General features: G+C 58.7%; 16 protein-coding genes. 13 read left to right on the top strand and 3 right to left on the bottom strand.

Features of this window, described 5'->3' with window-relative positions:
* Positions 1 to 46 precede the first annotated feature (46 nt).
* Positions 47 to 2,452, bottom strand: coding sequence for a glycogen/starch/alpha-glucan phosphorylase (locus MTP41_RS13925; RefSeq protein WP_249235760.1), 2,406 nt, complete (start codon positions 2,450 to 2,452; stop codon positions 47 to 49).
* A 426-nt stretch (positions 2,453 to 2,878) separates the two neighbouring features.
* Between MTP41_RS13925 and MTP41_RS13930 the strand changes: the two genes are divergently transcribed.
* The 9 genes from MTP41_RS13930 to mgsA all read left to right on the top strand — a co-directional run bounded on the left by MTP41_RS13930 (position 2,879) and on the right by mgsA (position 12,132).
* Positions 2,879 to 3,310 (top strand): cell division protein ZapA, encoded by a 432-nt coding sequence (locus MTP41_RS13930; protein WP_249235761.1) that lies wholly within the window; start codon positions 2,879 to 2,881, stop codon positions 3,308 to 3,310.
* Positions 3,311 to 3,335: 25 nt separating this feature from the next.
* Entirely contained in the window at positions 3,336 to 5,411 is a 2,076-nt protein-coding gene (locus MTP41_RS13935; RefSeq protein ID WP_249235762.1) for a U32 family peptidase, read from the top strand.
* Positions 5,412 to 5,488: 77 nt separating this feature from the next.
* Positions 5,489 to 5,935 carry a dUTP diphosphatase gene (dut, locus tag MTP41_RS13940; protein WP_005939948.1) on the top strand — a complete coding sequence of 149 codons (447 nt, stop codon included), beginning with the start codon at positions 5,489 to 5,491 and terminating at the stop codon, positions 5,933 to 5,935.
* A 9-nt stretch (positions 5,936 to 5,944) separates the two neighbouring features.
* Entirely contained in the window at positions 5,945 to 6,499 is a 555-nt protein-coding gene (locus MTP41_RS13945; protein ID WP_249235763.1) for a Maf family protein, read from the top strand.
* Positions 6,500 to 6,659: 160 nt separating this feature from the next.
* A complete protein-coding gene (locus tag MTP41_RS13950) occupies positions 6,660 to 7,682 on the top strand; it encodes a rod shape-determining protein (protein ID WP_005939954.1) in 1,023 nt (340 codons plus the stop codon).
* A gap of 149 nt (positions 7,683 to 7,831) precedes the next feature.
* On the top strand, positions 7,832 to 8,662 hold the full coding sequence (gene mreC / locus MTP41_RS13955; protein ID WP_101956484.1) for a rod shape-determining protein MreC: 831 nt from the start codon (positions 7,832 to 7,834) through the stop codon (positions 8,660 to 8,662).
* 14 nt (positions 8,663 to 8,676) lie between these two features.
* Positions 8,677 to 9,210 (top strand): rod shape-determining protein MreD, encoded by a 534-nt coding sequence (gene mreD, locus MTP41_RS13960; RefSeq protein WP_044953428.1) that lies wholly within the window; start codon positions 8,677 to 8,679, stop codon positions 9,208 to 9,210.
* A gap of 19 nt (positions 9,211 to 9,229) precedes the next feature.
* The gene (locus MTP41_RS13965; RefSeq protein WP_249235764.1) at positions 9,230 to 11,533 is read left to right on the top strand and encodes a peptidoglycan D,D-transpeptidase FtsI family protein; all 2,304 of its coding nucleotides are present in this window, start codon (positions 9,230 to 9,232) and stop codon (positions 11,531 to 11,533) included.
* A gap of 194 nt (positions 11,534 to 11,727) precedes the next feature.
* Positions 11,728 to 12,132, top strand: coding sequence for a methylglyoxal synthase (gene mgsA / locus MTP41_RS13970; RefSeq protein ID WP_005939970.1), 405 nt, complete (start codon positions 11,728 to 11,730; stop codon positions 12,130 to 12,132).
* 318 nt (positions 12,133 to 12,450) lie between these two features.
* On the opposite strand, the gene MTP41_RS13975 is transcribed toward mgsA, so the two are convergent.
* Positions 12,451 to 12,981 carry a hypothetical protein gene (locus MTP41_RS13975; protein ID WP_249235765.1) on the bottom strand — a complete coding sequence of 177 codons (531 nt, stop codon included), beginning with the start codon at positions 12,979 to 12,981 and terminating at the stop codon, positions 12,451 to 12,453.
* On the bottom strand, positions 12,978 to 13,442 hold the full coding sequence (rnhA, locus tag MTP41_RS13980; RefSeq protein ID WP_005939979.1) for a ribonuclease HI: 465 nt from the start codon (positions 13,440 to 13,442) through the stop codon (positions 12,978 to 12,980). The genes MTP41_RS13975 and rnhA overlap by 4 nt, the downstream gene beginning before the upstream one ends.
* 399 nt (positions 13,443 to 13,841) lie before the next feature.
* On the opposite strand from rnhA, the gene MTP41_RS13985 reads away from it, so the two are divergent.
* From MTP41_RS13985 to rplI, 4 genes are all read left to right on the top strand, one after another.
* Complete coding sequence (locus MTP41_RS13985) at positions 13,842 to 15,668, top strand: ribonuclease J (protein WP_249235766.1); 1,827 nt, start codon at positions 13,842 to 13,844, stop codon at positions 15,666 to 15,668.
* A gap of 46 nt (positions 15,669 to 15,714) precedes the next feature.
* Entirely contained in the window at positions 15,715 to 17,694 is a 1,980-nt protein-coding gene (locus tag MTP41_RS13990) for a DHH family phosphoesterase (RefSeq protein ID WP_242959357.1), read from the top strand.
* A 23-nt stretch (positions 17,695 to 17,717) separates the two neighbouring features.
* Positions 17,718 to 18,821, top strand: coding sequence for a UDP-galactopyranose mutase (glf, locus tag MTP41_RS13995; RefSeq protein WP_249235767.1), 1,104 nt, complete (start codon positions 17,718 to 17,720; stop codon positions 18,819 to 18,821).
* A 251-nt stretch (positions 18,822 to 19,072) separates the two neighbouring features.
* Positions 19,073 to 19,528, top strand: a complete 456-nt coding sequence (gene rplI / locus MTP41_RS14000) for a 50S ribosomal protein L9 (RefSeq protein ID WP_005939994.1) — start codon at positions 19,073 to 19,075, stop codon at positions 19,526 to 19,528.
* Positions 19,529 to 19,561 lie beyond the last annotated feature (33 nt).

The raw sequence follows: 19,561 nt of genomic DNA on the forward strand, positions 1-19,561 counted from the left end.
CGGCGGGCCAAACGCCGCCGGGGCAGATGGATTTTTTAAGGGAAAATTACTTGCCCATGGGCACCGGGGAAGCGTACCAGATGTCGCGTGCGTAGTCCAGCACGGCGCGGTCGGCGCTGAAGATGCCGCTGTTGGCGGTGTTCTTCAGGCTCATCTGTGCCCACTTCTCACGGTCGCCATACAGCTTCTGCAGGTCGGCCTGTGCACGGCGGTAATCCTTGAAGTCGGCCATGACCATGTACGGGTCGCTGGTGCGCAGGTTCTCGGTCACCTCGTGGAAGTTCTCACCGTTCCAGCCACGCTCCAGGAAGTTCAGGGTGTAGTTGGCAACATCGTCGCCCATGATGAAGGCATTGGGATGGTAGCCCACCTGCTTGAGGTTGTTCACCTCGGGGGTCAGCATACCGAAGATCAGCTCGTTCTCCTTGCCGGCAGCGTCTGCGATCTCCACGTTTGCGCCGTCCAGAGTGCCCAGAGTGATAGCGCCGTTCAGCATGAACTTCATGTTGCCGGTACCGGAAGCCTCGGTGCCGGCCAGAGAGATCTGCTCAGAGACCTCGGCGGCGGGCATCAGGTGCTCGCTCAGAGAGACGCAGTACTCTTCCAGATAGACCACGCGCAGCTTGTCGCGCACAGCGGGGTCGTTGTTAATGAGGTCGCCCAGCTTGCAGATCATGCGGATCATCTGCTTTGCCATATAGTAGCCGGGAGCGGCCTTTGCACCGAAGATATAGGTCTTGGGGATGAAGTCGGCGTTGGGGTTCTCCTTCAGGTACAGGTACTGGGCAGCAATGTTCAGCGCGTTCAGGTGCTGGCGCTTATACTCGTGCATACGCTTGACCTGACAGTCAAAAATGGAGTTCGGGTCGATGACCTGACCGGTGCTCTTTGCCAGATAGTTGGCAAAGTTGGTCTTGTTCGCCAGCTTGATCTCGTTCAGGCGCTTGAGAACGGTCTTATCGTTCTCGAACTTGTTCAGCTTGGACAGATCGGAAGCATCATGCTTGTAGCCGTCGCCGATGGTCTCGTCCAGCAGCTTGCACAGGCCGGGGTTAGAGGCCAGCAGCCAGCGGCGGTAAGCGATGCCGTTGGTCACGTTCTTGAAGGCCTGCGGCTTGAACAGGTAGTAATCGTGGAAGACGCTGTCCTTGATGATCTCGCTGTGCAGCTTGGACACGCCGTTGATGCTGTTGGCGGTGTAGGCGCAGATGTTTGCCATGCGCACCTGATTGTCGCCGATCAGTGCCATATAGTCGATCTTGCCCTTGTCGCCGGGGAAGACCTTCTCCAGCTCTGCGCGGGCGCGGCGGTCCATCTCCACCACGATCTGGTAGATGCGGGGCAGGGTCATCTTGAAGATGTCCACGTTCCACTTTTCCAGAGCCTCAGCCATGACGGTGTGGTTGGTGTAGGAGAAGACCTTCTGGCAGATGTCGAATGCCTTGTCCCAGCCAAAGCCGCACTCATCCAGCAGAATGCGCATCATCTCGGGGATGGCGAGGGTGGGGTGGGTGTCGTTCAGCTGGATGGCGACCTTGTCAGGCAGGTTCTCGAGGGTCGCATAGCTGGACAGGTGGTTCTGGACGATATCGCCGATGGATGCGGCAGACAGGAAGTACTGCTGGCGCAGGCGCAGGATCTTGCCCTCAACATGGTTATCGTTGGGGTACAGCACCTTGGAGATCAGCTCTGCATTGGCGTTCTTGCTCATTGCAGTGTTGTAGTTGCCCAGAGAGAAGCTGGACATATCAAAGTCCGGGGCCTTTGCCTGCCACAGGCGCAGCTTTGCAACGCCCTTGCCGTCGTAGCCCTGCACATACATATCAGAGGGAACAGCCATGACGCTGTTGTAGTTGGTGTGCTGGATATAGTGGAAGCCGTTGTCCCAGTTCTCGTGGATCTCGCCGTCAAAGCGCACTTCCACAGCCTGATCGGGGTGGCTCTTCAGCCAGACCTGACCGCCGGGCAGCCAGTTGTCGGCACGCTCCTGCTGCCAGCCGTCCACGATCTTCTGCTTGAAGATGCCGTACTCGTACAGGATGGAGTAACCGGTGCCGCAGATGCCGGTGGTGGCCATGCCGTCCAGATAGCAGGCAGCCAGACGGCCCAGACCGCCGTTGCCCAGACCTGCATCCGGCTCTTCCTCAAAGATGCTGTCAATGCTGATATCAGCGTCGGACAGGGCCTTTTTTGCCACCTCGTCCAGACCCAGGTTCAGCAGGCTGGTCTTCAGGCTGCGGCCCATCAGGAACTCCATGCACAGGTAATACACCTGCTTGGTGCCGGTGCCAATGGCCTTGGACTGGAACTTCTTGTGGTTCTCACTCATCATCTGGCGGCAGATCAGAGCCAGAGAGCGGTAGATCTGCTGGTTGGAAGCAACGCTCAGCTCCACGCCGTACTCGCTGGTGAGCTTGTCCTGAAGAAGTTTACCGAATTCTTTCGATGTCATAAAGGTACTCCTATCCGCATAAGTTTTCAGCTTTGCTAAAATAATTGAAATAATTGGCGCCTGCAGGCACTTTCCCTCACTTGCTCTGCCGCCAACATAACAAAGATATTATAATATGGCAGAATGACAAATGCAAGGAATCAGGGGATTTTTTCTGTAACTGACATTTTTTTATTGAACTTTCTGATAAATATGCCAAAATTTCAAAAAATACACTTTTTCTTGATGCTTATTTATATTATAATAGGGAAAGAAAGCTGTGTTCCGAAACATTTTCGGGGACAAACTCCGGGAGAAATGTGCCGGGTAACTCGCCCGGCGGGTGACAAGACACCAAAACGGTACCGGGAACGGTGCCGTTTCCCGGCAAAAATCAGAAGATCACTGCCCGCTGCGGGCAGAAAAGGATAAAAAGGGGAAACAGATATGGTCAACAAGGTACGGGTGAACATTGCAGGTACGCCGTATGCCATTGCTACGACGGACCCGGAAAAATATATTTTGTCGCTGGCGAAAAAGCTGGATGAAGACATCACCAGGCTTTTGGACGACAATGCGAATCTTTCGGTGACGAAGGCGGCGGTGTTCTGCGCCATGGATTATCTGGACGAATACCGCAAGAGCACCGGCAGTGCTGAGAATATGCGCAGCCAGATCCAGGATTACATTGCGGATGCTACCCGCGCAAAGCTGGCGGAAGATAAGGTCAAAGCAGAGAATGAGGTGCTGCGGCGGGAAGCTGCCGCCCTGCGCGAACAGCTGGAAAAGATGCGCAATAAGGAAGCCCGGCGCGAGGAGCGCGCCCAGCAGGCGGCACAGCAGTCTGCTGCCGAGGACGAAGCGGACAAGGCGGAATAAGCCGTTTACAGGATAAAGGAGAAGTATGTCAAAGATCGAGATTCTTGCCCCGGTGGGCAACAAAGAAATGCTGCGTGCCGCTGTGTTCAGCGGTGCCGACGCAGTGTATCTGGGTTTTTCGGGTTTCAATGCCCGCACCAGTGCCGACAATTTTAACGCGGATACGCTGAAAGATGCGGTCTCCTTCTGCCATGCGCGGGGCGTGGCTGTGCATGTGGCGCTGAACACCACCGTCTATGGCGGCGAGCTGCCCGCGCTGGAACAGGCCATCCGTGCCGTTGCAGCCAGCGGTGCCGATGCGGTCATCTGTCAGGATCTGGCAGTGGCAACGCTGATCGGTAAAATTGCACCGCGGCTGCCGCGCCACGGCTCCACCCAGATGAGCGTGCACAGCCTGCAGGGTGCACTGGAGCTCAAGGAGCTGGGCTTCACCCGCGTGGTGCTGGCCCGTGAGCTGAGTATGCCCGAGGTGGAGCATATCACAAAGCACTGCGGCATCGAGACCGAGTGCTTCGTGCACGGCGCGCTGTGCATGTGCGTCAGCGGCCAGTGCTACATGTCGGCCTTTCTGGGCGGACGCAGCGGCAACCGAGGTTCCTGTGCCGGCCCGTGCCGCCTGCCGTTTGAGGCAAATGCCCTGCCGGAGGGCAAGCCGGGCCGCCTGCACCACCTGTCCTTAAAGGATAATTCGGTCATTGATAAGCTGGACAAGCTGCAGGCGCTTGGCGTGGCATCGGCAAAAATCGAGGGCCGTCTGCGCACGCCGGAGTATGTGGCGGCGGCAGTCAGCGCCTGTCTTGCAGGCCGCGAAGGCCGCGCCTACGACCGCGACCTGTTGAAGAATGCTTTCAGCCGTTCCGGCTTCACCTCCGGCTATCTGGATGGAAAGATCGACGGCACCATGTTCGGCGTGCGCAGCGAAGCAGATGCCGAGCAGACCAAAAAGACCCTGCCCATGCTGCGGGAGCTTTACCGCCGTGAGCGCAGCCGCGTGCCGGTAAAGATGAAGCTGGAAATTGAAGAGGGTGGCGAAAAGCTCACTGTCACCGATGCAGACGGCAGCAAGGCCTTTGCCTATGGGGATGCAGAGCCGCAGCCTGCCCGTACTGATCCCACCGAAAGCCTGCACCGCAGCCTTGCCAAGACCGGCGGCACGCCTTTTGCGGTGGAAGATCAGGATATTACCGTGGAAATGGACGGCGGGCCGTGGTTTATCCCGGGCAGTGCGGTGAACGAGCTGCGCCGTGAAGCGCTGGATGCCCTGCTCAAAAAGCGGGAAGTGCTGCGCCCGTGGCCCACCACCGAGGAGCATGTGCCTGCCCTGCCGCTGCGCACCCTGCCGCCCCACCGTACCCTGCGTGCCCGGTTTGAGAGCTGGGAGCAGGTGCCGGAGCGGGCGCTTGACGGCATCGAGTATCTCATCCTGCCCATTGTGCAGGCCGACCGCGTGCCCCGGGAATGGCGGGCAAAGACCCTTTTGGAATTGCCCCGGGTCATGTTTGGCAAGCTGGAAGAGGATACCGCCCGCCGCATCGCGGCCACGCAGGACACCGGTTTTGCAGGCTATGAGGTGAGCAATATCGCCCACCTGCGCCTGTGCCGGGGCCTGCCCATGAGCGGCAGCTTTGGCCTGAACATCACGAACCAGCTGGCCGCGCAGTTCTACGCGGACAACGGCCTTGGTTCCATGCTCATCCTGCCCGAGGTGAAGGACAGCGACATCAGCACCATTGCGCCCACCCATAACGGCAGGCCGGTGCCCACCGGCGTGCTGGTGTACGGCCATATGCCGCTGATGATCACCCGTGCCTGCCCGCTGCAGAACATCCACGACTGCGCCCACTGCGATAAGACCGGCGTGCTGACCGACCGCAAGGCCAAGAAGTTCCCAGTGCGGTGCGGCCTTGGTGTGCGCACCATCTATAACCCTGTACCTATTTATATGGGGGATAAGCCGGGCGCTTTGACGGTGGACTACGGTGTGGCTTACTTCACGCTGGAAAGCCGGGAGGAAGCGGCCAAAATTCTGGAGATGATCCGCACCCATGCACCCTTTGAAGGTGATTTTACCCGTGGGTTGTATTTTAAAGGTACGAACTGAAACTCCTTCCGTCATTGCTGACGCAATGCCAGCTCCCTCCCTGAAGGAGTTGCTATAAAATCAAAACGAGGTATACTATGGAACCCATCACAGTAAAATATAAGGTATTGGACACCCGTGCCAAGGTGCCCTCTTACGCAACCCCCGGCTCTGCTGCAGCCGACCTGTGCGCCGTACTGGACGCGCCGCTCACCCTTGCCCCCATGGAGCGGGCACTGGTGCCCACCGGCCTTGCCATCGAGCTGCCCGGCCCCCACAGCGTGGCACTGGTGTACGCACGCAGCGGCCTTTCCATCAAGCACGGCCTGTGCATGGCCAACGGCGTGGGCGTGGTGGACAGCGATTACCGCGGCGAGCTGAAGGTGCCCATGGTCAATCTGGGCAGGGAAGCCTACACCATTCAGCCCGGTGAGCGTGTGGCCCAGCTGTGCATCGCACCGGTGTACACCGCTGCCTTTGTGCCTGCCGAAGAGCTGGGCGATACCCAGCGCGGCGAGGGCGGCTTTGGCTCTACCGGAAAGTGAGATGGAATCATGAACCTGATCTTAGCTTCCGGCAGCCCGCGCAGGCGGGAGCTGCTCTCCTTATATACCACCAATTTCACCGTCTGCGTCAGTGACTTTGACGAAAGTGCGGTGCAGGCCGCTACGCCTGCCCATCTGGTGGAACAGCTGGCCCGGGGCAAGTGCCTTGCCGTTTCGGCCCAGCACCCGGGCGCTGTGGTCATCGGCTGTGATACGGTGGTGGATGTGAATGGCGAGGTGTTCGGCAAGCCCCACAGCGAAGAGGACGCAAAGCGGATGCTGCGCGCCCTTTCCGGTGCCACCCACGAGGTGCACACCGGCGTGTGCATCTCGGACGGTACGCGCACTGAAAGCTTTGTGGACAGCTGCCGCGTTACCTTCTTCCCGCTGGGTGAAGAGGAGATCGACTTCTACGCTTCCACCGCCGAACCCTACGATAAAGCCGGTGCCTATGCCATTCAGGGACGGGCGGCCCTCTGGCTGGACCGTATTGAGGGCGACTACTACACCATCATGGGTCTGCCGGTGAGCCGCACCGTACAGCTGCTGGCACATTTTGTGTGATAAAACTGGAAAAAACGAAGAAAACTTGCGCAAACGCTTGAGAAATCATTGCCTTGCGGCTATAATAGAACCGTGTTATTCTGCGCAAAGGCGGCACAAAAGGGCTGCCGGATGTTCTGGCGCTATAGATAAAATGGGAAGCATAAGGAGAATTTTTACAATGGGCCTGTTTTCTAAAGATGTAGGTATCGATCTGGGTACCGCAAATACGCTGGTATATATGAAGGGCAAGGGCATCATCATGCGGGAGCCTTCGGTCGTGGCTGTGGATACCAAGACCGACGAGGTGCGCTGTGTGGGTGCCGAGGCAAAGGCTGTCATTGGCCGTACCCCCGGCAGCATCGTGGCTGTGCGTCCGCTGAAGGATGGCGTGATCGCTGACTTTGACATCACCACCAACATGCTGGAAAATTTCCTCAAGAAGGCATGCGGCAACAGCATGTTCTCCCGCCCCCGCGTGGTCATCTGCATCCCGTCCGGCGTTACCGAGGTGGAGCGCCGCGCTGTGCGCGAGGCTACCCTGAAGGCCGGTGCCCGTCAGGTGTCCGTCATTGAGGAACCCATGGCAGCAGCCATCGGTGCGGGCCTGCCCATCAGCGAGCCTACCGGCAGCATGATCGTGGATATCGGCGGCGGCACGGCTGAGATCGCTGTGATCTCTCTGGGCGGCATCGTGGCCTCCCGCAGCGTGCGCATGGCAGGTGATATGTTCGATCAGGCCATCATCGCCTTCATCAAGCGCAAGTACAACCTGCTGATCGGTGAGCGCACCGCAGAGCAGATCAAGATCGAGATCGGCTCCGCCTATGCGCTGGACCCCGAAATGACCATGGAGATCAAGGGCCGTAACCTCGTGGACGGCCTGCCCAAGAACATCGTCGTCCACTCGGAGGATGTGCGCGAAGCTCTGCTGGAATGCCTGGTCAAGATCACCAGCGCCATCAAGGAAACGCTGGAGCGCACCCCGCCGGAGCTGAGTGCGGATATCATCGACCGCGGCATCACCCTGACCGGCGGCGGCGCACTGCTGCGCGGTCTGGATCAGCTGATCCAAAGCGAGACCGGCATCGACGTACACATTGCGGAAGATCCGCTGGACTGCGTGGCCAAGGGTGCCGGTGCGGTGCTGGATCATGTGGATGTCCTGCATGACGTGCTGGACACCGACGGCGGCCACATGTAACACGGGCAAGGCCCACACTTGCGGAAAAAGGCTCTTTTGCGCAGCGTCTGCGCTGATTTCCGCTGCAAACAATGTCTCTTGCGCGGATGGCAGGGCTGTCCGCGCTTTTCTTATGGCATGGCATCCACCCGAAACAGGAGGGTACTCCCTTGAAGGATTTTTTTGACACATGGAAATTTAAGATACTGGTAGCCGTGGCGGTGTTTCTGGTGGGCATTATGGCCTATGCCGGTGCCAACGGACGGCTGACTGCTGCCCCGCAGGAACTGCTGGGCGTGGTGCTGATGCCGCTCCAGAAGGTCACATCGGCACTGAGCGGCGGCATTGGCTCGGTGTGGGAAAAATACACCAGCATCGATGAGGTCATGGAACAGAACGAACAGCTGGAAGCGGAGAATGCTGAGCTGCGCCAGCAGATCGTGGACTACGACCGCATCAAGGCGGAGAACGAAGCCTACAAGGCACTGGCCCGCATTCAGGATTCCAACACCGAAGCAAGCTATATTTCTGCCTTTGTGATCGGCCGCGACCCGCTGGATGAGTTCGGAGGCTTTACGCTGGACTGCGGCACGGTGAACGGCGCAGCCGTGAACGATGCCGTGATCAGCGATAAGGGCTATTTGATCGGCATGGTGGTGGAAGCCGACACCACCAGCTGCAAGGTGATGACCATTCTGCACCCCAGCTTCAGCGCTGCGGGCGTGGTATCCCGCACGCGGGAAAACGGCATTATCAATGGCAGCACCGATTATGCCGGTGACGGCCTGTGCGTGCTGACCAATCTGGAACGCGCCACTGAGACGAAGATGGGCGATCAGGTGATCACCACCGGTCTTGGCGGAGTGTTCCCGCCGGATCTGCTGGTGGGAACCGTGCAGAAGGTGGAGCCGGAAGTCAGCGGCAAATCTTCCATTGCAGTGGTGCGCCCGGGTGCAGACCCGCGCACGGTCAAGCACGTATTCGTTATTACCGACTATTAAGGGGGCGCATTTGTATGGAATCACGCCGCATGCGCAGCCGCAGCCAGATCCTGAAATGGGTCTGCTACGCGGTGGCACTGTTTGTGTGCGCGGCACTGCAGACGACCCCCGGCCTGCTCCAGCTGGGGCAGGCAAAGCCGCTGTTCATTCTGCCGCTGTGTCTGGCTGTGGCCGTGTATGAAGGCGAGTTTGCAGGTGCGCTGTTTGGTGCCGTGAGCGGCCTTTTGTGGGACTACACCGCCGGGCGCACCGTGGGTATGCTGGCGCTGGAACTGCTGTTGCTCTGCTTTGCGCTTTCGGTGCTGGTTCAGGTGTATCTGCAGGGCAGCACATGGAACTTTGCGCTCATCAGCACCGGCACGGCCCTTGTGGTGCTCTCGCTGGACTGGCTGTTCTTCTACTACATGCCCGGCTACAGCTGGGCGCTGAGCCGCTGGCTGACCTTTGTGCTGCCTTCGGCCATGATGACGCTGGTGCCGTCGCTGATGCTGTTCAGTCTGGTGCGGCACATTTACAGCGCATTCAAAATCGACAACGGCGTAGTCTGAACCGCCGGAGGAAACGCGGATGAACCAAAACGAACGAAAAACCGTTGCGCGCCGGATGATCCTGCTCATTGCAGTGGCATGTGTTATCATGGGCCTGTACGTGATGCGGCTGATCTTTCTGCAGCTGGTCAACGGCGACGACTTCAAGGCCAAGGCCACCAACACCACCGACTATAACTTTACGGTCACGGCGGCCCGCGGCGATATCGTGGACAGCGCCGGGCGGCGCATTGCCACCACAACCACAAGCTACAATGTGGTCCTCAACAAACTGCTGATGGGCGACCGGAATCTGGATACCATGCTGCAGCAGATCGTGGAGCTGCTGCGTGCGAATGGCGAGAGCTGGAATGATACGCTGCTGATCGGTCAGGCGGACGCAGCAGGCAATTACGCCTTTACGGACGATGACACGTCCACCAGCGACCAGAAGCAGCTGGCAGACATGAAGGAAACGCTTGGTCTGCAGCAGTACGCCACCGCCAACGATGTAATGGAAATGCTGGTGGAAAAGAACGATCTGCAGGATTTTTCGCCGGAATGGCAGCGTGTGCTGGCCGGCATCCACTACGAGATGGACCGGCAGGCGTTCTCCAATGTGAACAATTTTGTCATGGCGGAGAACGTGAGCACCCTCGCGGTGGCCACCATCAAGGAGCACAGCCTGCAGCTGCCAGGTGTGGAGATCGTGGAGACCAGCGCCCGCAGCTACGACCAGAGCGATATCATCCCGGCGGTGCTGGGCCGTGTGGGCAAGATCACGGCGGAAAAGTGGAAGGTGACCGATTCCAACGGTCAGGTGACCTATCCGCTGCGGGAAAAAGGCTATAACATGAACGATGTTCTGGGCATTTCTGGTCTGGAATCCGTTTATGAGGACGAGCTGCGCGGCAAGGACGGCGTGGAGACCATCACCCGCAATTCGGACGGCGTGATCGTGGATACAAAGCTCACCACTGTGCCGGAGCCGGGCCATACCGTGCAGCTGACCATTGACAGCAACTTCCAGCGTGCCGTGGACAAGGTACTGGCGGACAACATTGATATGATCAACCGCGTGTACAATACCGGCACCATGAAAGCTGCCGCCGGTGCGGTGGTGGTGCTGGACGTGAAGGACGGCAGTGTGCTGGCTGCTTCCAACTATCCCAGCTATGACCAGAACCTGTATGCCGCTAACTACAGCGAGTACAGCTCCGACCCGAGCCTGCCGCTGTTCAACCGCGCATTGCAGGGCCTGTATACGCCGGGTTCTACCTTCAAGCCCGCCGTGGCGGTGGCTGCACTGGACAGCGGCCTCATCAACCAGTATTCTACCGTTTACTGCAACGGCGTGTACAACTACTTCAAGGATTACCACCCCCGCTGTACCCGCCATGGCCACAGCGGCAACATCGATGTGGTAACGGCCATCAAGTGGAGCTGCAACATCTTCTTCTATGATGTTGGCCGCCGCCTGACCAGCGATGTGTACGATGCCTATGCCTACAAGCTGGGTCTTGGCCAGCGCACCGGTGTGGAGGTGAGCGAGGCCGTGGGCCGTCTGACCACCAAGAGCGACTCCAACTATATGGCATCGCTGGATGTGCAGGCCGCCATCGGTCAGGGCAACACGGTGGTCTCGCCCATCCAGCTGGCTACCTACGCGGCAACGCTGGCCAACAACGGCACCCGTTACCGCACCCATTTCGTCAAGGCCATTCTGGACACCAACACCGGCGAGGTGCTCAGCGAGACCAAGCCCGAGGTCATGGATGTGATCGAAGGCACCGGTAACACCTTTGAGCTGGTGCGGCAGGGCATGAAGCAGGTGCCCAGCACCATCAGCGGCAAAATTTCCAGCTATCCGGTGCCGATCGCCTGCAAGACCGGTACACCTCAGCGCAGCGAGACCTATGCGCCCGGCAAGCACTATCTGAACGCCATGATGGTGGCTTACCTCCCGGCGGATGATCCGCAGATCGCCATTGGCATTAGCATTGAGTACGGAGGCTATGGTGCCCGTACCGGTGATCTGGTGGTGGATATTGCAAATGCCTATTTTGCCCTGAAGGATGGCAGCCTTGCCCAGCAGGCCGAAGCGGAAAAGGAAGCCGAGCAGGCCCAGCAGGAAGATCAGGCGCAGACCACTGACCCAGCGCAGGCCGCTGCAGGCCAGACCACCGGCAATGCCGCAGCCCAGCCTGCACAGATGACACCCGCCGCAGACACCGCTGCGCCGGAAACGGCAGCAGAAGGGGAAGCCCAGCCTGCCGTGCAGGACGAGCAGCAGCCCGCCGCAGACACCGAGCAGAACCCCGATGCCATTGCGCCGGAGAACTGAAAACGGGAGACAAAACCGACACGGGAAAGGGCACTGCAGCGGGGTTTTGAATGGAAACATCCCTGAAAAGAAAACAAAATTGAATATTCTGTATAAAAAACAGTTGTAAAAGATTGGATTTTGTGATATCATTTCAGGCGAAGGACTTTTTTACAAAAGCGTTCCAATCGTTTAGGAAGAGGAGAGGGTAACGGATGACGATTGCACTCATTGCGCATGACTCCAAAAAGGAGCTGATGGTTCAGTTTTGTACGGCGTACTGCCGCATCCTGAGCCAGCATAAACTGGTAGCGACCGGCACCACCGGTAAACTGATCGCAGAGGCTACCGGCTTACAGGTGCAGCGCTTTCTGGCCGGTGTGCAGGGCGGCGACCAGCAGATCGCATCCCGCATCGCCTGCAATGAGATCGACCTGTTGCTGTTCTTCCGTGATCCCATCAACGCAAAGCCCAGCGAACCCAACGAAATGACACTGCTGCGCCTGTGCGATGTGCACAACATCCCCATGGCCACCAACATTGCCACTGCCGAGGTGCTGATCCACGGCTTGGAGCGCGGCGATCTGGATTGGCGCGATATCGTGCATCCCCAGAACTGACAAAACGATTTGGAATGGCTCCGCGTGTGCTGCGCCATATTCAGCGGAAATTATATTGATAATGCGAAAATCGGGAACATCTGCGGATGTTTCCGATTTTCATTTTCACGGGAATGGGGTCCGAACCGCAGAATGCATTTCTGCCGCCGTGCTGCTGTTTCCGCAGGAAGCAAAAACAGCAGATGCCGTGTGCCGCAGCGGCCTTGCCTGTAAAAAAAGAATTCCGGAAAATCCGCAGATTTTCCGGAATTCTAATATAAAAATAATGTTTCCGCTGAATATGGCCAGAGTGCAACGGAGACCATTTGAAACGTACGGTTAAACTTTAAAATCCTCGGCCATCTCCGCCACATCTTCCGGGGCAAAATCGCCCAGCGGCAAGATCAGCCGTGCCAGCGTTTCCTGCGGCAGAGCTGCAAGAATCGTGCTGTCATCACTGCCGGTGCCTGCGGGCGGGCAGACGGTGTGCACGCCGTCTGCACTGGTCTCCACCCGGGCACGGTGAGTGGTTGCCACATATTGCATCCCAAGCTTGTCTGCAGCCGTCAGCAGGGCGGCAAACAGCGGCGTGCCGCCTTCGCCCAGAACGTCTGCGTCCTGCCCGGCCAGTGCTTCGGCGTTCAGCACGATGCACTCGATGCCAAGGGCCTCTGCTGCCTTTTTGGCGCTTTCCGCATCGGCGGTCTGTTCTGCTGCCAGCCGCACGGCAGCGCCCGCCACGGCAAAGCCCTGCTGCTGTAAAATGCGCACAGCTACGGCGCATTCTCTGCTGCCGTCCATCTGCACCAGAACCTTATCCTGACTCTCGTAGGTGTCGAACCCACTGCCGGGCAAAAATGTGTCGCTCATGTTCCCTGCCTCCCGCCATGTGCTTTGCTTTGGGCCACGGCCAGCTGGTCGCAGCGTTCGTTCTCCGGGTGGCCTGCGTGGCCCTTGACCCAGACATAGGTGATCTTGTGCCGGGCTTCCTGCTCCAGTGCCTGTGCCCAGAGGTCCGGGTTCAGGGCAGGGGAGCCATCTGCTTTTTTCCAGCCCCGGCGCTGCCAGTTTTTGGCCCAGCCCTTCTGAAGCCCGTTGATGACATACTGGCTGTCGGAGCACAGCCGCACCTCGCACGGCTCCTTGAGCTGGCGCAGTGCTTCGATAAAGGCTGTCAGCTCCATGCGGTTGTTGGTGGTGCTGTCGTCGCCGCCGCTCAGCTCTTTTTCGTAAACTTTGCCGTTAAAACGGTAGCGCAGCACGGCACCCCAGCCGCCCGGGCCGGGATTGCCGCTGCATGCGCCGTCGGTGTACACTTCGACCTGCTTCATGCGGTTCTCCTTATAAAATGAGTTGCTTCTATTTAGCGCTATTTTCCGGCTTCTGTCAAGTGCGAATGTATATTCCGTGCCGGAGCTGCCAAACCTTGGAATTGACAAAAACGCCGGGAAATACTATACTTATCCTAACAAAATGCGTATAGGGGCGCACCGCAGGCGTGTGCCCGGGCGTTCCAACAGAAAAGCCACGGTCGCATCGAGCAGATGGACCTATCTGGCACAAAACCTCTTACGGAACAGGCAGCGGTTTGCAAAAAACACGCTGAGAAATAAATTCTATACGGTGCATCCAACGGAAGCCGATGCGATTTTTCAAGGTGCTTCCCATGCACAGCGCGGCTGTTCCCACAAGCGGGGACGGCCTGCGCTGTAATTATTTTGGAGGTCAGAATGGCACAGTCGAAAGAAAATACCAATAATTCCGCACGCAGCAAGGCAGCAGCTGCTGCTCAGAGCACCGGCGCACCCGCCGCGCAGACGGGCGAAAAGCGCCCCCGCACCACCCGCCGCCCTTATTATAACCGTCGGCCCCGCCGCCCGCAGCAGCCCAGAGAGGCCGCTGTGCCCATCCACATCTACCCGCTGGGCGGTCTGGGCGAAGTGGGCAAGAACATGACCGTGTACGAGTGCAACGGCGACATGATCATCGTGGACTGCGGCCTTGTGTTCCCGGACAGCGACATGTACGGCGTGGATATGGTCATCCCGGACTTCACCTTTGTGGTGCAGAACAAGGATAAGATCAAGGGCCTGCTCATCACCCACGGCCACGAAGACCACATCGGCAGCATCCCGTATCTGCTGCAGAAACTTGACCTGCCCATCTATGGCACCCGCCTGACCTGCGGCCTGATCCGCAACAAGCTGGAGGAGTTCGGTCTGGCAGGCAGGACCAAGTTCGTGGAGATCACCCCCAGACAGAAGATCAAGCTGGGCTGCTTTACCATTGAGCCCATCCATGTGAACCACTCCATCCCGGATGCGGTGGCCTTTGCCATCGACAGTCCGGCGGGCACCATCATCCAGACCGGTGACTTCAAGATCGATTACACTCCGCTGGCCTGCGGCGTCACCGACCTGTCCACGCTGGCCGAGTACGGTCAGCACGGCGTGCTGGCCCTGCTGAGCGATTCCACCAACTCCGAGCGTCCGGGCTTTACCGCCACCGAGCAGAAGGTGGCTGCAGGCGTGCGCAATCTGTTCGCCCGTGCCCGCAACAAGCGGATCATCATTGCCACCTTTGCTTCCAACATCTACCGCGTGCAGCAGATCATCGATCTGGCCGTGGAGGATGGCCGCAAGGTGGCATTCAGCGGCCGCAGCATGGTGAACAACACCGCCATGGCGCAGGAGCTGGGCTATATGCACATCCCGGAGGGCACCCTCATCAGCGTGGATGAGCTGAACCAGTATCCCCCGGAGCAGGTAGTGCTCATTACCACCGGCAGCCAGGGCGAACCCTTGAGTGCCCTTTCCCGTATGGCATCCTGCAGCCACCGTCAGGTGCGCGTGGGCCCCGGCGACTTCATTATCATTTCGGCAAATCCCATTCCCGGCAACGAGAAGAGCGTGACCAAGATCGTCAACGGTCTGCTGCTGCTGGGGGCAGAGGTCATCTACGAGAGCATGTACGATGTGCATGTTTCCGGCCACGCCTGTCAGGAAGAGCAGAAGCTCATGCTCACCCTGACGAAGCCCAAGTATTTCCTGCCGGTGCACGGCGAGTACAAGCAGCTCAAAAAGCATGCCCTCACCGCTGCAAGCCTCGGCATCCCCACCAGCAACATCCTCATTGCGGAGAATGGCTCCAATGTCGTCCTCAGTCAGGATGAGATGAAGCTGGGCGAGCCGGTGACTGCCGGTGCCGTCATGGTGGACGGTCTGGGCGTGGGCGATGTGGGAAATGTGGTCCTGCGCGACCGCAAGCACCTGTCCGAGGACGGTCTGGTGATCATTGTGGCCACCGTGGACAGCAAGACCGGCAAGGTGCTGGCCGGCCCGGACCTTGTGAGCCGCGGCTTTGTGTATGTGCGCGAGAATGAGAGCCTGATGGACGGTGCACAGAGCATCGTGGAAAATGCGCTGGACCGCTGCGTGGATGAACATGTGCGCGACTGGAACAGCGTCAAGACCCGCGTGCGCGAGGCACTGAGCAGCTATATCTATCGGCGCACCAAGCGCAGCCCGATGATCCTTCCCATCCTGATGGAGGTCTGATCCGGGCACGCTGCCGCAAACAATGCGGCGGAAGGCAGGAGATTTGATGAAACAAAAACCAAGATGGACATTGGAGATGCTCACCGCCAGTCTGGCCGTGCTGTGCGGCCTGCTGGTGCTGGTGCTGCTGATCCAGCGGCCCACGGCATGGCCGGCGCTGCTGGCACTGGTGGTGCTGTGGGGCGTTGTGGTGGTGCTGTTCCGCTGCCAGCTGCGCAAGTGGGTGGCCCGGTGGATGTGCGGTGGCAGCTTTGAAGGCTCCAAGCTGCAGTTCAGTCTGGAGCCGCTCTCTCAGCCGGCCGCGCTGCTTTCCGGTGAGACGGTGCTGTGGTACAATGCACAGTTCCGCACCCGCCTGTTGAACGGGCAGGATGCGCTGGTGAGCCGTGTGCAGAAGGTGCTGCCCGGCCTTGATCTGCAGCAGTGCCGCAAGCAGGAGGGCCAGCTGCTGACTCTCGCGGACGGCATGTGGAGCGTACACAGCTCCACGGTGCCCGGCGATGCGGAGAGCATGACCCTTCTGGTGCTGAACGAGGAGACCGCCCTGCGCAAGGTGGAGGCGGAATACAAAGCCAGCCGTCCGGGCTATCTGGTATTTCTGGTGGACGGCTACGACGATGTGTTCGGTGACATGCTGGACAGCGAGCGTGCCCGCCTGCTGGAAGGCATCAACCGCACGCTGGAGGATATGATCGGCCGGGGCAGCGGCTTTTTGCGCCGTGTGGCCAGCGGCCGCTATATCGCTGTGGTGGAAGAGCGCCAGATGGAGCAGTTCGCAAACCGCGGCTACGATGTGCTGGACAAGATCCGTGCGCTGGATCCCAGCGTGAACCTTTCGTTGTCCATCGGCATTGGCCGCGGGGCCAAGACTCTGCGGGAAGCCCAGGATATGGCCGTGCAGGCGCTGGATATGGCGCAGGGCCGCGGCGGCGATCAGGCCGCTGAAATGACACCGGACGGCTTTACGTTCTACGGCGGCGTGAGCCACGGCGTGGAAAAGCGCAGCAAGGTGCGCAGCCGCATCGTGGCCGATCAGCTGGTGAAGCTGATCAAGGAAGCAGATCATGTAGTCATTATGGGCCACCGCATGAGCGATCTGGATGCCATCGGCTCCGCCGAGGGCGTGCTGCGCATCTGCAAAATATGCGATGTCCCGGCGGTGATCGCGGTGCGGCGTGACGCTACCCTTGCGGGCAGCCTGATCGATGCATTGTGCCGTGCAGGCCAGAAGGACGACTTTATCGACCCGAAGGACGCACTGCCTATCATCTCCAAGCGCACTTTGTGCATCGTGGTGGATACATATCAGGTGGGCCTTGTGGAAAGCAAGGATATTCTGGAAAAATGCGGCAAGGTAGCCGTGATCGACCACCACCGCAAGGGTGTGGGCTACATCGAGAACCCGGCGCTGGTCTGCCATGAGCCGTATTCTTCCTCGGCCAGTGAGCTGGTCACAGAGCTTTTGCAGTACGTGGGCGAGCGCGACGACAAGCCCAACCGTGTGGAGGCCGAGGGCCTTTTGTCCGGCATCATGCTGGATACCCGCGATTTTACCCTGCACACTGGTGTGCGTACCTTTGAAGCTGCCGCTGCGCTGCGCCGCTATGGCGCGGAGACGGAGCGGGTGCGCCAGCTGTTCGATGTGACCATGGTGGAGTACAATGCCAAGGCTGATCTGGTGGAAAAAGCACGCATGTACAAAAATTGCGCGATCTCCGTCAGCGGCGAGGTGGCACCGGAAGCCCGCGTGGCCATTGCACAGGCGGCAAACGATCTGCTGACCATTCAGGGCGTGGATGCCAGCTTTGTGGCAGTGCAGGTGGGCACAGGCGTGAACATCTCGGCCCGCAGTCTGGGTGCCGTGAACGTGCAGGTGATCATGGAATCTTTGGGCGGCGGCGGCCACCAGACCATGGCAGCAGCACAGCTCAAGCATATCACGCCGGAAGCAGCCCGTGCCCGCATCGAAGGTGCCATCGACAAATACTATGCATCGCAGAAAAAGGGCGATGTAGAAGGAAAATAAACGGAACAGAGAGGATCACACCCATGAAACAGTACGATTACCTGATCGTTGGTGCCGGCCTTTACGGCGCGGTCTTTGCACAGGAAGCAAAAAAGGCAGGCAAGAAGTGCCTTGTGATCGATAAGCGCAGCCACATTGCAGGCAATATCTACACGGAGCCGGTGGAGGGCATCAACGTCCACCGCTACGGTGCACATATCTTCCATACCAACAACAAGGCTGTGTGGCAGTATGTGAACCAGTTTGCAGAGTTCAACCGCTACACCAACAGCCCGGTGGCAAACTACCACGGCGAGATCTACAACCTGCCCTTCAATATGAACACCTTTAATAAGATGTGGGGAGTTGTTACCCCTGCCGAAGCCAAGGCCAAGATCGAGGAGCAGAAGAAAGAAGCAGGCATCACCGACCCGCAGAATCTGGAAGAGCAGGCCATCAGCCTTGTGGGCACCGATATCTACGAAAAGCTTATCAAGGGCTATACTGGCAAGCAGTGGGGCCGCCCCTGCACCGAACTGCCGGCCTTCATTATCAAGCGTCTGCCGGTGCGCTTCACCTACGACGACAACTATTTCAACGCACTGTATCAGGGCATTCCCAATGGCGGCTACACCGCCATGGTGGAAAAGATGCTGGACGGCACCGAGGTGCGGCTGAATGTGGACTATCTGGCCGACCGCGAAAATCTGAACGCTCTGGCCGAGAAGGTGGTCTACACCGGCCCGGTGGATGCCTACTTTGGCTACAGGCTGGGTGCGCTGCAGTACCGCAGCGTGCGGTTTGAGACCGAGGTGCTGGACACCGACAACTATCAGGGCAACGCGGTGGTCAACTATACCGATGCGGAAACTCCCTACACCCGCATCATCGAGCACAAGCACTTTGAGTTCGGCACCCAGCCCAAAACGGTCATCAGCCGCGAGTACAGTGCTGAATGGAAAAAGGGCGACGAGCCGTACTATCCCGTCAATGACGAGAAGAACGGCGCCCTGTATGCCGAGTACAAGAAGCTGGCCGATGCGGAGCCGGACGTGATCTTTGGCGGCCGTCTGGGCGAGTATAAGTACTATGACATGGACAAGGTCATTGAGGTAGCTCTGGACGTGGCCGCAAAGGAACTGAAATAAGAAAACTCCTTCAGTCATCACTTGCGTGATGCCAGCTCCCTCAACGAGGGAGCCTCTGGCGAAAAGGACAAGCCTTCGGTTTTGCCAAAGGCCCCATCTCAGAGAGGGCTGTCTGCGAAGCAGACTGGGGGAGAGTTCACTTGAGGATAATGCTGCAATGCGCGCTTCCTCTTGCCCAAAAGCGACAAATGCGCTATACTATAAACACAACAACTGCACCGGTTTTCCGGTGAGAAGTGAGGGATAACATCATGAAAGTGATTCTCAAGCAGGATATCAAGGGCATTGGCAAGAAGGACGAGATCCACGAGGTCTCCGACGGCTACGCCCGCAACTATCTGTTCCCGCGCAAGCTGGCCGCTGTGGCAGATGCCAGCGCTGTGAACGTTGCCCGCAGCAAGGAAGCTGCTGCCGATTTCCACGAGGCTGAGACCGTAGCTGCTGCCAAGGATCTGGCCGCAAAGATCGAGGGCAAGACCGTGACCATCAAGGCCAAGGGCGGTGCATCCGGCCGTCTGCACGGCAAAGTCACCGGCAAGGAAGTTGCCGATGCTTTGGCTCAGCTGGCAGGCGCACCCATCGATAAGAAGAAGATCGAGCTGGAGACCAAGGACATCAAGGATGCCGGTGTGTTCAACGGCAAGGTCCGTCTGCACGTTGGTGTGGTCGCTTCTTTCAAGATCATGGTGGAAGTGGAACAGGCCTGATTTTTCTGCCATCTGCGCCCCCTCACAGCAGGG

The sequence above is a fragment of the Faecalibacterium sp. I4-3-84 genome (assembly GCF_023347255.1).
Lineage (GTDB): Bacteria > Bacillota > Clostridia > Oscillospirales > Ruminococcaceae > Faecalibacterium > Faecalibacterium taiwanense.

Bases quoted from the DNA above. Each gene is read 5' to 3' on its own strand.
- MTP41_RS13935 (WP_249235762.1), top strand. From the start codon at position 3,336: ATGTCAAAGATCGAGATTCTTGCCCCGGTGGGCAACAAAGAAATGCTG.
- rnhA (WP_005939979.1), bottom strand. From the start codon at position 13,442: ATGAAGCAGGTCGAAGTGTACACCGACGGCGCATGCAGCGGCAATCCC.
- MTP41_RS13965 (WP_249235764.1), top strand. From the start codon at position 9,230: ATGAACCAAAACGAACGAAAAACCGTTGCGCGCCGGATGATCCTGCTC.
- MTP41_RS13925 (WP_249235760.1), bottom strand. From the start codon at position 2,452: ATGACATCGAAAGAATTCGGTAAACTTCTTCAGGACAAGCTCACCAGC.
- MTP41_RS13930 (WP_249235761.1), top strand. From the start codon at position 2,879: ATGGTCAACAAGGTACGGGTGAACATTGCAGGTACGCCGTATGCCATT.
- dut (WP_005939948.1), top strand. From the start codon at position 5,489: ATGGAACCCATCACAGTAAAATATAAGGTATTGGACACCCGTGCCAAG.
- rplI (WP_005939994.1), top strand. From the start codon at position 19,073: ATGAAAGTGATTCTCAAGCAGGATATCAAGGGCATTGGCAAGAAGGAC.
- mgsA (WP_005939970.1), top strand. From the start codon at position 11,728: ATGACGATTGCACTCATTGCGCATGACTCCAAAAAGGAGCTGATGGTT.
- glf (WP_249235767.1), top strand. From the start codon at position 17,718: ATGAAACAGTACGATTACCTGATCGTTGGTGCCGGCCTTTACGGCGCG.
- mreD (WP_044953428.1), top strand. From the start codon at position 8,677: ATGGAATCACGCCGCATGCGCAGCCGCAGCCAGATCCTGAAATGGGTC.
- MTP41_RS13950 (WP_005939954.1), top strand. From the start codon at position 6,660: ATGGGCCTGTTTTCTAAAGATGTAGGTATCGATCTGGGTACCGCAAAT.
- MTP41_RS13990 (WP_242959357.1), top strand. From the start codon at position 15,715: ATGAAACAAAAACCAAGATGGACATTGGAGATGCTCACCGCCAGTCTG.
- MTP41_RS13975 (WP_249235765.1), bottom strand. From the start codon at position 12,981: ATGAGCGACACATTTTTGCCCGGCAGTGGGTTCGACACCTACGAGAGT.
- MTP41_RS13945 (WP_249235763.1), top strand. From the start codon at position 5,945: ATGAACCTGATCTTAGCTTCCGGCAGCCCGCGCAGGCGGGAGCTGCTC.
- MTP41_RS13985 (WP_249235766.1), top strand. From the start codon at position 13,842: ATGGCACAGTCGAAAGAAAATACCAATAATTCCGCACGCAGCAAGGCA.